Raw genomic sequence first — 14,616 nt, forward strand, 5'->3', positions numbered from 1 at the left:
AACGCCGCGCTCGGCGGCGGCCGCCTCGAGCCCGGCATGCACGTGCTGACCAAGCCCTTCAGCGTCGACGTCCTGGCCAGCCGAATCCGCGCGATGATCGAGACCTGACGGTGCGGCGCAGCCTGCGCCAGCCGATCACGATGCCGGAGAGCGAGATCGCGAGGCCGGCCGCGCAGAGGGTGAGCAGCGCGAGGTCCCAGGCCGGCCGGTTTCCGGTCAGCACCGCGAAGTCGAGGCAGTGCAGGGCGTTGAACAGCCAGCGCGCGGCCCGGTTCGAGCGGTCCATCCGGTCGAGGACCTCGCCCGTCTCCGGATCGATGTGGAACCACGTCCCGGCCGGATCGTCGAAGGCCGCGCGCAGCACCGGCAGGCGCCGGTCCGGCCCGTACCAGTAGAGGTCGGGGCGGCCGATCCGTTCGAGCCGGGGCGGCGCCGCCTCCGGCATCAGCGCGCCGGCGCCCGCGCGGATCGCCGCCTCCAGCGGCTCCGGCGGCCCGAGGACGATTCGGCCGCCGTCGCGGCAGGCCAGCACGGTCACCGGCCGGCCCGCGACCCGGTGGAGCCGGATCTCGACCGCCGGGCAGGCGGCGGCGAGCGCCGCGCGGTCGAAGGGGAGGGGGCCGGCCGGCCCGGCATAGCCGAGGAGCGCGGCGGGCTCGGGCGCCGGCGGCGAGACCCAGCGGCCCGGATTCATCGAGAACCAGCCGCTCGCGATGAAGGCGATCAGCGCGATCCCGCCGGTCAGCCCGGCGACATGGTGCCAGGCCATCCAGCCGCGATGGGGCGTCCGCAGGCCGCGCAGGCGCATCAGCCCGACCGCGAGGCCCGTGACCGCGCCGACGATGCAGAGTCCCGACAGCCACAGGATGACGCCGCGCCACAGCTCGGTCCGTGCCCGCAGGGGGGTGAGGTAGAGCCAGTGCGGCACCGCGCCGACCCAGTTCCAGAGCCGCTCGTGCCGGGTGGTGTCGAGGGCGATCTCGCCGCTGACGGCGGAGACGTAGAGCTCGGTCCCGGCCGCGTCGCCGAGGCTCACGCGGTGGAAGGGCCGCGCCCCGTCGTAGCGCTGGTGCACCGTCCAGAGGTCGCGCGTGGTCAGGTCGCGCACGGCCGGGTCCCGGGCCGCCGGGTGGTGGGACGCCACCGCGCGGGCGAGAGCCGCGTCGGCGCCCGCGATCCTCCGCCCGTCCCGGGCCGAGAGCGCGCGGCGCGCGCCCGTCCAGGGCAGGATCCGCCAGACCGGCTCGTCGCCGAGCATGGCGAGGTCGATCCGGCGCATGTCCTCGGGCGCGAGCCCGGCCCGCGCCAGCGCCGTCCCGGGGTCGAGGACCACGCTCGCCCAGGCGATGGCGGGGAGCGCCGCGTGGCGCTCCGCCTCGGTCAGGCGCGGGAAGGCCACGTACATCATGACCATCCCGGAGACGAACCACGTCGCGAAGAACAGGCCGGTGAGGATCCCGAGCCAGCGGTGGCCGAGGAAGAGCCAGCGCTTCAGGCGCTTTGTGCCGGGGAGGGCGAGGGACGGGATCGCGAGAGCGGGGATCATGGCGCGGCCGAGCCGTGGCGCGGGCGGCGCCCCCGGTCAAGCCGCGCTCAGGGTCCGGCCTGCGGCAGCGGGGCGAGGCGCGCGAGGCGCAGCGCGATGGCCAGGGCGATGCCGTAGAGGCCGCCGACGAAGGCGACGACGCCCGGCCAGCCGCCATGGGCGAAGGCCCAGCCGCCCGCGGTGCCGAGCACCGAGGAGCCGAGATAGTACAGGCAGAGATAGATCGAGGAGGCCTGCGCCCGGTCGCGGAGCGCCCGCCGGCCGACCCAGCTGCTCGCGACCGAATGGGCCCCGAAGAAGCCGACGGTGACGACGACGATGCCGCCGATCACCACCAGCAGGTTGTCGGACAGGGTCATCAGGATGCCGACGAGCCCCGTCGTGATCGCGAGCCAGAGCACCCGGCGCCGGCCGAGCCGGCTCGCGATCTCGCCCGTCACGGTCGAGCTCGCCGTGCCCGCGAGATAGACCACGAAGATCGCCCCGATCGCGGTCTGGCTCAACGAGAAGGGCGGCTCCAGCAGGCGGAAGCCGATATAGTTGTAGATGCAGACGAAGCCGCCCATCAGCAGGAAGGGCTCCGCAAACAGCCAGGGCAGGCCGGCATCGCGGAAATGCTGGCCGAAGGTGGCCGGCACCTCGCGCCAGCGCATCGGGTGGGCGGTGAAGTTGCGCGCGGGCGGCAGCGCCCGCCAGAAAGCCAGCGCGGCGAGCAGCGCCAGCGCCCCGATCACGCCGATGCCGAGGCGCCAGGGCGCGTGGTCGGCGAACACCCCCGCGATCAGCCGTCCGGTCATGCCGCCGAGCGCGTTCCCGCCCACGAGGAGGCCCATCGACAGGCCGATCGCCCGCGTGTCCATCTCCTCGCTGAGATAGGCCATGGCCACCGCCGGCAGGCCGCTCGCCGCGAGCCCCGCCAGCGCCCGCAGCGCCAGGAAGCCGTGCCAGCCCGGCATCAGGGCCGCCACGATGGTGAGCGCCGCCGAGGCGAAGAGCGAGGCCAGCATGACCGGCTTGCGGCCGAAGACCTCGGAGAGCGGGCTCACCACGAGGAGCGCCACTGCGAGCAGGGCGCAGGGCAGCGACAGGGCGAGGCTGCTCTCGGCCGGCGAGACCCCGAAATCCTCGGAGAAGATCGGCAGCAGCGGCTGCACGCTGTAGAGGACCGCGAAGGTCGAGAATCCGGCCGCCGCCAGCGCCACCGTCGTCCTGCGGAATTCCGGCGTGCCGCTGCGGATCAGCCGGCTCTCGCTCCCGTCCATGCCCGTGCCCGTGCTCCTGGCCCCGGCGCGGTGTTGAAGCGGCCTGGCCGGCGCCGTCAACGGCCGAGGCGCGGGGCAGGGTGTCGGAAGACGCACGTCGTCAGGGCGCGCCGCCTCGGATGGCCGCCTCGGATGGCCGGATCGGGCGGCCGGACCGGTCTGGCCCCGAAAAAGCCGCTTGCGTCCTGTTCGAAACGAACATAAAGATATCTTTATGTCTCTCGAACGCATCGGCGCGGCGCCCGCGCTCGCCTTCTCCAACGCGCTCGGCGTCCTCCGCGCCGCGGCCGAGGAGACGCGCCTGCGCATCCTGGCGCTGCTCGCCGAGGGCGAGCTCTCGGTCTCCGACCTCACCGACATCCTCGGCCAGTCGCAGCCGCGGATCTCGCGCCATCTGAAGCTTCTGGTCGAGGCGGGCCTCGTCGAGCGCCACCGCGAGGGGGCCTGGGCCTTCTTCCGCCTGGCCGAGGGGCGCCTCGCCCTGGTCGATCCGCTGCTGGCGGGGCTGGAGCGCGAGGGGCCGCCGCTCTCCGAGGACCGCGCCCGGCTGGAGGCCGTTCGCGGCCAGCGCGCCGAGGCCGCGCAGAGCTTCTTCGCCCGGCTCGCGCCGAAATGGGACGAGTTGCGCTCGCTCCATGTGCCCGAGGCCATCGTCGAGACGGCGGTGCTGGAGACCCTGGGGCGCCGGCCGATCCGCAGCCTGATCGATCTCGGCACCGGGACGGGGCGCATGCTCGGCCTGCTCGCCCCCCGCGCCGAGCGGGCGACAGGCCTCGATTCGAGCCACGCCATGCTCTCCGTGGCGCGGGCGAACCTGGAGCGGCTCGGCCTCAACCGCGTCGAGCTGCGCCAGGGGGACATCCACGCCCCGCCCTTCGCCCGGGCGAGCTTCGACCTGGTGGTGGTGCATCAGGTTCTGCACTATCTCGACGACCCGGCCCGGGCCTTGCGCGAGGCGGCCCGCCTCGTGGCGCCGGGCGGCCGGCTGCTGGTGGTCGACTTCGCGCCGCACGATCTCGAATTCCTGCGCGAGTCGCAGGCCCATCGCCGTCTCGGCTTCGCCGCCGAGCAGGTGGCCGGCTGGCTGGCCGATGCGGGCCTGGGCCGCGTGACGACCCGGGGCCTCGCCCCGGCCGAGCAGGGCCAGCTCACCGTGACCCTCTGGCTCGCCACGGAATCCGAGGCGCCCGCCGAGACCACCCCTGACATCGCAGCCGTGCCCGCCCGCGCGGTCGCCTGACCATCCGACGGTTCCGTCGTCTGAACCGACCGACATAGAGGACGATCCCGATGCCCACAGCCTCCCAACACCGCGCCAGCCGGGATGGCTACCGCCCGATCCGCGTCTCCATCGAGTTCTTCCCGCCGAAGACCGAGGAGATGGAGAAGATCCTCTGGAACTCGATCGAGCGGCTCGCGCCGCTGCAGCCGAAATTCGTCTCGGTGACCTACGGCGCCGGCGGCTCCACCCGTGAGCGCACGCACAACACCGTCGCGCGCATGGTGCGCGAGACCAAGCTGAGACCTGCCGCCCACCTCACCTGCGTCGATGCGACGAAGGAGGAGATCGACGGCGTCGTGCAATCCTACTGGGATGCGGGCGTGCGCCACATCGTGGCCCTGCGCGGCGACCCGGCGGAGGGCGTCGGCCATGCCTACCGGCCCCATCCCGGCGGCTACGCCCAGACCGCCGACCTCGTCGCCGGCATCAAGCGCATCGGCGACTTCAAGGTCTCGGTCTCGGCCTACCCGGAGAAGCACCCCGAGGCCGCCTCGCTCGATGCCGATATCGACGCCCTGAAGGCCAAGGTCGATGCGGGCGCCGATCAGGCGATCACGCAGTTCTTCTTCGATAACGAGATCTATCTCCGCTACCTCGACAAGGTCCGCGCGGCCGGGATCGAGATCCCGATCATCCCGGGCATCCTGCCGGTGCAGAACTTCAAGCAGGCGGCGAATTTCGCCCGCCGCACCGGCGCCTCGGTGCCCTACTGGCTCGCCGCCCGTTTCGAGGGCCTGGAGGACGACGTGGAGACGCGCCGGCTGGTGGCCGCCGCGGTCGCCGCCGAGCAGGTGCTGGACCTCGTCGACCAGGGCGTCGAAGATTTCCACTTCTACTCGATGAACCGCTCGGACCTCGTCTACGCCATCTGCCATCTGCTCGGCCTGCGCGCCCAAGGGCCGAAGGTGGCGGCGCAGAAGGCGGCCTGAACGCTCGTTTCTCCGCTCCTGAGCCTCATCCTGAGGGGCGACCGCGCCGCGGTCGCCTCGACGGAGGGCTCCAGGAATGACCGTGCTCTCCGGAGGTTTCCTTCGAGACCTCCTTCGCTCCGGCACCTCAGGATGGGGTGGGTTGATGGGCCCGACGCTTTCGGCCATCGCCTCCCCGGAAACTCCCAGGATCGTCCGACATGACCGATTTCCCCCCCGTCGACGGCACCGAGATCGAGCGTGCGCTCCGCCAGCGCGCCTCGGAAAAGATCCTCGTCCTCGACGGAGCGATGGGCACGGTGATCCAGCGGCTCGGCCTGACCGAGGCCGATTTCCGGGCCGAGCGCTTCAAGGACCACGCTCACGACCAGAAGGGCAACAACGACCTCCTGATCCTGACGCAAGCGGACGCGATCCGGCAGATCCATCTCGACTACTTCCTCGCGGGCGCCGACGTCTGTGAGACCAACCCCTTCTCGGGCACCACGATCGCCCAGGCCGATTACGGCATGGAATCGATCATCCACGAGCTGACCGCGCAGGGCGCCCGCCTCGCCCGCGAGGCGGCCAAGCTCGCGGAGCAGCAGGATGGCCGCCGCCGCTTCGTGGCCGGCGCCATCGGCCCGACGAACCGCACGCTGTCGATCTCGCCGGACGTGAACAATCCGGGCTACCGGGCCGTCACCTTCGATCAGGTGAAACAGGCCTATGTCGAGCAGGTGCGCGGCCTGATCGACGGCGGCGCCGAGTTGATCCTGATCGAGACCATCTTCGACACCCTGAACGCCAAGGCGGCGGTGGCCGCCGCGTGGCAGGTCTTCGAGGAGACCGGGATCCGGCTGCCGATCCAGATCTCGGGCACGATCACCGACCTGTCCGGCCGCACCCTGTCGGGCCAGACGCCGGCCGCGTTCTGGAACTCGCTCCGCCACGCGAGCCCGCTCACCTTCGGCCTGAACTGCGCGCTCGGCGCGCGTGAGATGCGCGGCCACATCGCCGAGCTCTCCCGCATCTGCGACACCCTGGTCTGCGCCTATCCGAATGCCGGCTTGCCCAACGAGTTCGGCCTCTACGACGAGAGCCCGGAGGCCATGGGCAAGCTGGTGGGCGAGTTTGCCGAGAGCGGGCTCGTCAACATGGTCGGCGGCTGCTGCGGCACCACGCCCGACCATATCCGGGCGATCAGCGAGGCCGTGGCCGACAAGAGCCCGCGACGGATCCCCGAGATCCCGCGCCTGATGCGGCTGTCGGGCCTGGAGCCCTTCGTGCTCACGAAGGAGATCCCCTTCGTGAATGTCGGCGAGCGCACGAACGTCACGGGCTCGGCCAAGTTCCGCAAGCTCATCACCAACGGCGACTACGCCGCCGCGCTCGACGTCGCCCGCGATCAGGTCGCGGCGGGCGCCCAGGTCATCGACGTCAACATGGACGAGGGCCTGCTCGATTCGCAGAAGGCGATGGTCGAGTTCCTGAACCTCGTCGCCGCCGAGCCCGACATCGCCCGCGTGCCGGTGATGGTGGATTCCTCCAAGTTCGAGGTGATCGAGGCCGGCCTGAAATGCCTCCAGGGCAAGCCGATCGTGAACTCGATCTCCATGAAGGAGGGCGAGGAGAAGTTCATCCACGACGCGAAGGTGTGCCGCTCCTACGGCGCCGCGGTCGTCGTGATGGCCTTCGACGAGCAGGGCCAGGCCGATACGCTGGAGCGCAAGGTCGAGATCTGCACCCGGGCCTACAAGGTGCTGACCGAGACCGTCGGCTTCCCGCCGGAGGACATCATCTTCGACCCGAACATCTTCGCGGTCGCCACCGGCATCGAGGAGCATAACGGCTACGGCGTCGCCTTCATCGAGGCGACCCGGCAGATCCGCGAGACCCTGCCGCACGCCCATATCTCGGGCGGCGTCTCGAACCTCTCCTTCGCCTTCCGCGGCAACGAGCCGGTGCGCGAGGCGATGCACGCGGTGTTCCTGTACCACTGCATCCATGCGGGCATGGATATGGGCATCGTCAATGCCGGCCAGCTCGCGGTCTACGACGAGATCCCGGCGGACCTGCGCGAGCTTTGCGAGGACGTGGTCCTCAACCGCCGCGACGACGCCACCGAGCGGCTGCTCGACGCCGCCGCCCGCTTCAAGGGCGGGGGCGAGAAGGCCAGGACCGCCGATCTCACCTGGCGCGAGGGCACGGTCGAGAAGCGCATCGAGCACGCGCTGGTCAACGGCATCACCGAGTACATCGTCCAGGATACCGAGGAGGCGCGGCTCGCCGCCGCGCGCCCGCTCCACGTCATCGAGGGCCCGCTGATGGCCGGCATGAACGTGGTCGGCGACCTGTTCGGCTCGGGCAAGATGTTCCTGCCGCAGGTGGTGAAGTCGGCCCGCGTGATGAAGCAGGCGGTCGCCTATCTCGAACCCTTCATGGAGGAGGAGAAGAAGGCGGGCGGCGGCGACGGCCGCCGGCAGGCGGCCGGCAAGGTGCTGATGGCCACCGTGAAGGGCGACGTGCACGACATCGGCAAGAACATCGTCGGCGTCGTGCTCGCCTGCAACAACTACGAGATCATCGATCTCGGCGTGATGGTGCCGGCGGCCAAGATCCTCGAGACCGCGAAGAAGGAGCAGGTCGACATCGTCGGCCTGTCGGGCCTGATCACGCCCTCCCTCGACGAGATGGTGCATGTCGCCGGCGAGATGGAGCGCGAGGGGCTCGACGTGCCCCTCCTGATCGGCGGTGCCACCACGAGCCGCGTGCACACGGCGGTGAAGATCCACCCGGCCTACAATCGCGGCCAGGCGGTCTACGTCACCGATGCGAGCCGCGCGGTCGGCGTCGTGTCGAGCCTGATCTCGCGGGAGACGCGCGGCTCGACCATCGAGACCGTCCGGGCCGAATATGCCCGGGTCGCCGAGGCGCATGCCCGCTCCGAGGCCGACAAGCAGCGCCTGCCGCTGGCCAAGGCCCGGGCCAACGCCTTCAAGCCCGACTGGTCGGGCTACCGGCCCGCGAAGCCGAGCTTCACCGGCACGCGGGTGTTCGGCTCCTACGAGGTCGCCGACCTCGTCCCCTATATCGACTGGACGCCGTTCCTGCAGACCTACGAGTTCAAGGGCCGCTTCCCCGCGATCCTCGACGATCCCGAGCAGGGCCCGGCCGCGCGCGCCCTGTTCGAGGACGCGCAGGCGATGCTGAAGCAGATCGTGGAGGAGCGCTGGTTCAATCCGAAGGCGGTGATCGGCTTCTGGCCGGCCAACGCCGTCGGCGACGACATCCGGCTCTATACCGGCGAGAGCCGGCAGGAGACGCTCGCCACCTTCCATGGCCTGCGCCAGCAGCTCTCCAAGCGCGACGGGCGCGCCAATACCTGCCTGTCGGACTTCGTGGCGCCCGCCGACAGCGGCATCGCCGATTACGTCGGCGCCTTCGTGGTGACCGCGGGCCTCGAGGAGGTGCGCATCGCCGAGCGCTTCGAGCGGGCGAACGACGATTACCGCGCGATTCTGGTGAAGGCGTTGGCCGACCGCATCGCCGAGGCCTTCGCGGAGCGGATGCATGAACGTGTGCGTAAGGAGTTCTGGGGATACGCACCCGACGAGCGATTCACCGCAGACGAACTCGTCCACGAGAAATACGCCGGCATCCGGCCGGCTCCAGGCTATCCGGCCCAGCCTGATCATACAGAAAAGGTCACGCTGTTCGATCTGCTCAAAGCAGAGAGCCGGATCGGCGTGAAACTCACCGAATCCTACGCCATGTGGCCGGGTTCATCGGTTTCGGGTCTCTATCTCGGGCATCCGGAGGCGCATTACTTCGGTGTCGCCAAGGTCGAGCGCGATCAAGTCGAGGATTATGCCCTGCGTAAAGGGATGGATATCGCACAGGTCGAGCGCTGGCTCGGCCCGATCTTGAATTACGACCCCACCCGCTACCTCGCTGCAGCAGAGTAGCCTTCCGCTAGGCTGCCCCGATCGATCCGCGCGAGATCGATCGGGGGAGGTGCGAGGAGATGATGGCGGATCTCGCGAAGGTCATCCGGTCTGGACGTGCGCTGCTGCCGGAACTTCGATGGGTGCCTGCGCTGGGCTGATCGACAACCACGTGCTCGCCCTGCGTCCTCGTTCCGGTCAGCCGCCGGCTTGGTCCCAGGGGCGAGAAGCGGGGGCAACTGGTCCCATGATCCACCTCCTGTGTCTTCCAGGCGCTTGACCGGACAAGCGCAGCCGTTTCAATGCGCCGATCCCGCGGTGTGTGAAGGAGTGGCGACGACGATGCGAAGGCTCGCAGGCCCGCTCGCCCTCGCGCTCGGTCTCGGGGGCTGCACCGGTTTTTCCTATATCTCGAAGACCTATGTCAGCCTCACCCCCCAGGTGGTGACGATCGGCTGCAAGGACCCCTACGAGGTCTACGATCAGCGCCAGCAGCGCCGGATGCTCGTGGTGTCGAACACCCTGCGCGAGGTGACCGGGTGCAGCGTCGGGGAGGCCTACACCGGGCGCGACCCGGCCGAGACCCGGGCCGAGCGCTTCCGCGTCGCCGCCCGCACCTATCTCGACGAGACGGTGCGCGAGGATTGCAAGATCGCCGGCGAGCGCGTGTTCAGCGACCTCCAGACGGAGTTCCGCTACACCTGCGCCGGGCCGATCGAGCCGCGCGGCACCAAGGTGCCGCGCCTGCCCGGCCGCGTGAATCCGGGCCTTGGTTCGCGCTGACGCGTTTCTGATCGGAGGGGAGGCCGGCGCTCAGGCCTCGTCGGGCTGCGTCCGGAAGGTCCGCTCGGTGGCGTCGCCCGCGGCGGCCAGTAGGGCCCGTGCGAAGGCGCGCGCCTCGCCCCGTTCCAGCACGAGCACGGCGCTGGCCGGCGTGCCGTTGAGATCGGGCAGGGCGAGTTCGAGGCGCACGCCGTCGGCCACCGGCGTCGCCGACAGGCTCCAGCCCTGGCCGTCGGCACCTCGCTCGGTTCCTCGTCCGGGTTCCCGCATGCCGCACCCCCGTGCTCGTCGAGTGGCCGTTCGCAGACCTGCCCGGTTCGGTCAATCCGTGATCGCCCGCGGCAAGGGCACGATCCCCTGTTGACGAGACAGCCGCGCGATGATGTCTCCCGCGCGGACGATCGCATCCGCTCCGGCGCCATCCCAGACGCCATCGTCCAACAGGCCTCCGAAGGAAAGAAGCATGTCCGAGATCTGGTTCCGCACCGGCGAGGCCACCGTCCTCGCCGCCGAAGGGCAGTACACCGACGCGATGCCCGAGGTTCTGATCGGCTCGACCCGCGGCCCCGTGGGGCAGGCCTTCGCCTCGATGATGGGGCAGGTCCAGGGCCATACGCGCATGTTCGTGGTGCGCGACCTCAACCAGCTCGTGCGCCCGGCAACGATGATGACCACCAAGGCGACGATCCACACGGCCGAGTATGTCGAGCTCCTCGGCGGCGTGGTCCAGGCGGCGACCGGTGATGCCATCGTCGACTGCATCATCGAGGGCATCCTGCCGAAGGAGGGCCTCGACGAGCTGTGCATGATCATCATGATCTGGCTCGACCCGCGCTGCGCCGACCACGACGACCTTGACCAGAAGGACCTCTACCGGACCAATTACGAGGCGACGAAGCTCGCGATTGCCCGCGCCCTGAAGGGCGAGCCGACCGTCGAGGAACTGATCGCCAACCGCAAGACGGTGAAGCACTACGCGCTTGAGGACGTGATCGAGTACTGATCGCGCGGGGTCGGCGGAACCCTTGGGGCGCGCCTCAGCCCGGTGGGATGCGCCCGACCGAGCAGAGTGTGCGCAGCGAGCTGCTCGCCGGGTCGGTGTAGCAGCTCGCCGACCAGCCGTTCTGCTGGACAAAGGACTTGCGCCGCTCGGCGAGCGAGGTGGCGTGCGCCTGGGCGATGATCGGCGCCACCGAGGCAGCCGGCTCGCCGATCACGATCTGCGAGGCTATCGCGAGGTCGTTGAAGAAGGTGGCCGAGGGCTGCGCCTCGCTGGAGCTCGCCTGCACGATCGGCTCGGCGCGGCAGGTCAGGTCGACCTTGATCGCGCCGGGCATGCGGATGTCGATGCTCGGGCCGGAGCGGCGCCCGACCTTGCCGCCGATCGCCTCGGCGATCTGGCGAGCAAGGCCGTCGCACTCGTCGGCCCGGGCGGCGGTGGTGAGGAGGAGGCAGGCGAGGGCGAGGCGAAGCATGGCGCCTGGATGCCGCAGGTCCGGCCCGCTGTCGAGACTGACCCGCCTGACGGAGCCGTGATCCGTCAGCGCCGGCCGCCGCCCGTGGGCTTCTCGGCCAGCCAGATCCGGTGGCGGGTCCCGCCGCGGCGGCCGTTGGCGCGTGTGAGCACCTCCTCCACCGCGAAGCCGGCATCGCGCAGGCGCCGCGTGAAGGCGGCGTCGGGATGGGCCGACCAGACCGCGAGCACGCCGCCGGGCCGCAGCGCCCGGCGGGCCTGGCCCAGCCCGGCATGGTCATAGAGCCGGTCGTTGCCCGGATGCGTGAGCCCGTCCGGGCCGTTGTCGACGTCGAGCAGGATCGCGTCGAAGGTGCCGGTCGCCTCTGCGATCGGCGCGGCGACGTCCGTCTCGTGCAAGCGGACGCGCGAATCGTCGAGGATGCCGCCGAAGATCTCGGACAAGGGCCCGCGCGCCCAGGCGGCGACGGCGGGCACCAGCTCGGCCACCACCACCTCCGCCCGCTCGGGCAGGGCCGCGAGCGCCGCCCGCAAGGTGAAGCCCATGCCGAGGCCGCCGATCAGGATGCGGGGGCTCGGGCGCGCCGAGACCCGGCCGCAGGCGAGCTGCGCCAGCGCCTCCTCGGAGCCGCTGAGGCGGCTGTTCATCAGCTCATTCTGGCCGAGCTGGATCGAGAACTCGCTGCCCCGCCGCATCAGCTTGAGCGTGCCACCATCCTTCGGGATCGCCGCAGTGTCGATGTGGACCCAGGGAATCACGCCGCGCCTCCGGACTCGTCGAGCCAGGCCAGCATGCCGGCCGCCGCCGCCCGGCCGCTGGCGAAGGCGCCCTGCAGGAGGTAGCCGCCCGTGGGCGCTTCCCAGTCGAGCATCTCGCCTGCCGCGAACAGGCCGGGGTGGTCTCTCAGCATGAAACGCGCATCAAGAGCCCCGAGGCCGCCTGCCGTCGAGATCGCCCGGTCGATCGGCTCCGGCCCGTCGATGCGCAGGGGCGCGGCCTTGATGCGTGCGGCAAGCGCGGCCGGATCCGCGGGCAGCGGCCCGCCCGCCGATTCGCGCAGCAGACCCGCGGCCACTGGGACGAGCCCGGCGCCCTTGCGCAGGCGGTTGGCGAGGGATTCCCCCGGCCGCTGCGCGGCGAGCCGTTGGGCGAGGGCGTCCGCGGCGAGGTCGGGGCGCAGGTCGAGGGTGAGTTCGGCCGCGCCCTCCGCCGCCGCGGCCTCGCGCAGGAGCCGCGAGAGCGCGTAGACCGCCCCGCCCTCCACGCCGGTGCGCGTGACCACCATCTCGCCAAGTACCGCGCGGCCGCCGACGGAAAGTCCGACACGCTTGACCGGCTCGCCCGCGAAGCGCGTGCGGAACACTTCGGACCACGCCACCCGGAAGCCGACATTGGCCGGGCGCAGCGCCGAGACTGGCGCGCCGAGGCCGGTCAGCAGCGGCACCCAGGACCCGTCCGCGCCGAGGCGCGGCCAGCTCGCCCCACCGAGCGCGAGCAGGGCCGCTTCGGGCGCATGCCGGACGGGTCCTTCCGGCGTCTCGAAGACGAGGCTGCGCCCCTCGATGGCGACGAGCCGGTGCCGGGTGCGGATGCGGACGCCGAGGGATTCGAGCCGCGTGAGCCAAGCTCGCAGCAGAGGCGAGGCCTTGAAGCGCTCGGGGAAGACGCGTCCGCTGGACCCTACGAAGGTTGGCTCGCCGAGGTCCGCGCACCAGTCGCGCAGGGCCTGGGGCGGGAAGGCGCGGATCGCCGCCTCCAAGATGCCGGCCGGATGGTAGCGGCCGAGGAAGGCGGGCAGCGGCTCGCTGTGGGTGATGTTGAGGCCGCCGCGGCCGGCTAGGAGGAGGCGGCGGGCTGGAGAGGGCATTCGTTCGTAGACGATGACGGCCTGGCCGGCACTTGCGAGATACTCGGCTGCGGCGAGACCGGCAGGGCCGCCGCCGACCACCGCGAGGGCTCGCGCCTCTGTCGGATCTGTGGACATGGCTGTGGGCAAGCCGTCACCGGGGCCGCTCTGTCAAGGCTCGGCGGCGAGCCATGTCGTGCCTGCCCTTGATTCGCCCCTTTCGCCCACCTAACTCGCGCCCATCGGCTGCGGGCCCCTCTGGCGGGATGCACTTCGCTGCTCCCGTGATGTCGGAGCCGATGCCCTTTCAAGGAGCATCGCGGTCCCGTCCATGATGGATTTTCTGTTTGTTCTGTGGCTCGGCAAGCCGATCTGGATGTGGCTCGGCTTCCACGTGCTCATCGTCGGCCTGCTCGCCTTCGATCTCGGCCTCCTGCACCGCGACAAGGAGCACGAGATCGGCGTGAAGGAGAGCCTTCTCCTCACCGCCTTCTATTTCGGCCTCGGCCTCGCCTTCGGCGGCTGGGTCTGGTGGTATTTCGGCCCGCAGGCCGGCCAGGAATACGTCACCGGCCTCGTGGTCGAGAAGTCGCTGTCGATGGACAACGTCTTCGTCATCGCGGTGATCCTGTCGGCGCTCGGCATCCCGCGGGCGGCCCAGCACCGCGTCCTCGTCTGGGGCATCCTCGCGGCCGTGCTGCTGCGCGGCCTGATGATCGGGCTCGGCGCGGCGCTCGTGCATCAGGCGCACTGGGTGCTGTCCCTGTTCGCCGCCTTCCTGATCTATGCCGGCCTCAAGATGCTCTTCGCGAAGGAGGAGGACGAGGGCGACATCCGGGACAGCGCGGTGGTGCGCTTCCTGCGCCGCGCCCTGCGCATCACGCCGGAACTGCACGGCCAGCGCTTCCTGGTGCGCAAGACGGACCCGAAGACCGGCAAGGTCGCCCTCTGGCTGACGCCGATGGCCTTCGCCCTGGTGCTCGTGAACGGCGCCGACGTGATCTTCGCCGTCGACAGCGTGCCGGCGATCTTCGCGATCACCACCGACACCTTCGTGGTCTACACCTCGAACATCTTCGCGATCCTGGGCCTGCGGGCGCTCTACTTCGCGCTTGCCGCGATGGTGGACCGCTTCGCCTACCTGAAGACGGCGCTCGCCTTCATCCTGATCTTCATCGGCACCAAGATCGTCGTCGCCGACACCTTCGGCCTCGTCCACGTGCCGACCTGGGTCTCGCTGGTGGTCACGGTGGTCGTGCTGATCGCGGGCATCCTCTACAGCCTGTGGCGCACCCGCGGGGAGGCGCCGCACGCCGCGCCCGTCGAGCCCCGGGCCGAGATCCGCAGCCGGGCCTGATAATCAAGGAATCCCGAAGGGACTTGCGTCCCTTCGGTGGGGTGTCGGGGCGAAGCCCTGACGAGAGGACCCAGGGCTCCGCCCTGGACCCGCCAAAGGGATGATCCCTTTGGAATTCCGGGATTCTACGCGTCGGCCAGCGCCGCGGTGCCGGCGGCCGAGCGACGCCGCGCCAGGCCCGCGAGGCGCGCGGCCGGGCGGAGCAGCCTG

At 70.7% G+C, this 14,616-nt stretch carries 13 protein-coding genes; 6 read left to right on the top strand and 7 right to left on the bottom strand.

The annotated features are described in order from the left end of the window. Positions 1 to 58 precede the first annotated feature (58 nt). Together MET9862_RS25375 and MET9862_RS25380 are read right to left on the bottom strand one after the other, a co-directional pair. Positions 59 to 1,546, bottom strand: a complete 1,488-nt coding sequence (locus tag MET9862_RS25375; protein WP_142585742.1) for a PepSY domain-containing protein — start codon at positions 1,544 to 1,546, stop codon at positions 59 to 61. Positions 1,547 to 1,593: 47 nt separating this feature from the next. Further along, on the bottom strand, positions 1,594 to 2,808 hold the full coding sequence (locus tag MET9862_RS25380; RefSeq protein ID WP_142585743.1) for an MFS transporter: 1,215 nt from the start codon (positions 2,806 to 2,808) through the stop codon (positions 1,594 to 1,596). A gap of 214 nt (positions 2,809 to 3,022) precedes the next feature. Between MET9862_RS25380 and MET9862_RS25385 the strand changes: the two genes are divergently transcribed. The 4 genes from MET9862_RS25385 (at position 3,023) to MET9862_RS25400 (ending at position 9,728) form a co-directional block, all read left to right on the top strand. Continuing rightward, on the top strand, positions 3,023 to 4,048 hold the full coding sequence (locus MET9862_RS25385) for an ArsR/SmtB family transcription factor (RefSeq protein ID WP_142585744.1): 1,026 nt from the start codon (positions 3,023 to 3,025) through the stop codon (positions 4,046 to 4,048). Between the two features lie 50 nt (positions 4,049 to 4,098). Beyond that, positions 4,099 to 5,019 carry a methylenetetrahydrofolate reductase [NAD(P)H] gene (gene metF / locus MET9862_RS25390; RefSeq protein ID WP_142585745.1) on the top strand — a complete coding sequence of 307 codons (921 nt, stop codon included), beginning with the start codon at positions 4,099 to 4,101 and terminating at the stop codon, positions 5,017 to 5,019. Positions 5,020 to 5,219: 200 nt separating this feature from the next. Next, complete coding sequence (gene metH, locus MET9862_RS25395) at positions 5,220 to 8,966, top strand: methionine synthase (protein WP_142585746.1); 3,747 nt, start codon at positions 5,220 to 5,222, stop codon at positions 8,964 to 8,966. A 321-nt stretch (positions 8,967 to 9,287) separates the two neighbouring features. After that, the gene (locus MET9862_RS25400; RefSeq protein WP_438616657.1) at positions 9,288 to 9,728 is read left to right on the top strand and encodes a hypothetical protein; all 441 of its coding nucleotides are present in this window, start codon (positions 9,288 to 9,290) and stop codon (positions 9,726 to 9,728) included. Positions 9,729 to 9,758: 30 nt separating this feature from the next. On the opposite strand, the gene MET9862_RS25405 is transcribed toward MET9862_RS25400, so the two are convergent. Next, positions 9,759 to 9,998: a hypothetical protein gene (locus MET9862_RS25405; protein WP_142585748.1), complete on the bottom strand. Its 240-nt coding sequence runs from the start codon at positions 9,996 to 9,998 to the stop codon at positions 9,759 to 9,761. A 51-nt stretch (positions 9,999 to 10,049) separates the two neighbouring features. Continuing rightward, positions 10,050 to 10,193 (bottom strand): hypothetical protein, encoded by a 144-nt coding sequence (locus MET9862_RS29655; protein ID WP_185157004.1) that lies wholly within the window; start codon positions 10,191 to 10,193, stop codon positions 10,050 to 10,052. On the opposite strand from MET9862_RS29655, the gene fae reads away from it, so the two are divergent. Beyond that, complete coding sequence (gene fae, locus MET9862_RS25410; RefSeq protein WP_142585749.1) at positions 10,192 to 10,731, top strand: formaldehyde-activating enzyme; 540 nt, start codon at positions 10,192 to 10,194, stop codon at positions 10,729 to 10,731. The two genes, MET9862_RS29655 and fae, sit on opposite strands and share 2 nt — an antisense overlap. A gap of 34 nt (positions 10,732 to 10,765) precedes the next feature. Here the strand turns inward: fae and MET9862_RS25415 are convergent, their stop codons facing one another. From MET9862_RS25415 to MET9862_RS25425, 3 genes are all read right to left on the bottom strand, one after another. Next, the gene (locus MET9862_RS25415) at positions 10,766 to 11,203 is read right to left on the bottom strand and encodes a hypothetical protein (RefSeq protein WP_142585750.1); all 438 of its coding nucleotides are present in this window, start codon (positions 11,201 to 11,203) and stop codon (positions 10,766 to 10,768) included. A 65-nt stretch (positions 11,204 to 11,268) separates the two neighbouring features. Next, positions 11,269 to 11,961 carry a spermidine synthase gene (locus MET9862_RS25420; RefSeq protein WP_142585751.1) on the bottom strand — a complete coding sequence of 231 codons (693 nt, stop codon included), beginning with the start codon at positions 11,959 to 11,961 and terminating at the stop codon, positions 11,269 to 11,271. Continuing rightward, positions 11,958 to 13,187 (bottom strand): TIGR03862 family flavoprotein, encoded by a 1,230-nt coding sequence (locus MET9862_RS25425; RefSeq protein ID WP_142585752.1) that lies wholly within the window; start codon positions 13,185 to 13,187, stop codon positions 11,958 to 11,960. The genes MET9862_RS25420 and MET9862_RS25425 overlap by 4 nt, the downstream gene beginning before the upstream one ends. 193 nt (positions 13,188 to 13,380) lie before the next feature. On the opposite strand from MET9862_RS25425, the gene MET9862_RS25430 reads away from it, so the two are divergent. After that, the gene (locus MET9862_RS25430) at positions 13,381 to 14,406 is read left to right on the top strand and encodes a TerC family protein (RefSeq protein ID WP_142585753.1); all 1,026 of its coding nucleotides are present in this window, start codon (positions 13,381 to 13,383) and stop codon (positions 14,404 to 14,406) included. Positions 14,407 to 14,616: the final 210 nt, after the last annotated feature.

It is taken from the genome of Methylobacterium symbioticum, from assembly GCF_902141845.1.
GTDB classification, from domain to species: Bacteria; Pseudomonadota; Alphaproteobacteria; order Rhizobiales; family Beijerinckiaceae; genus Methylobacterium; species Methylobacterium symbioticum.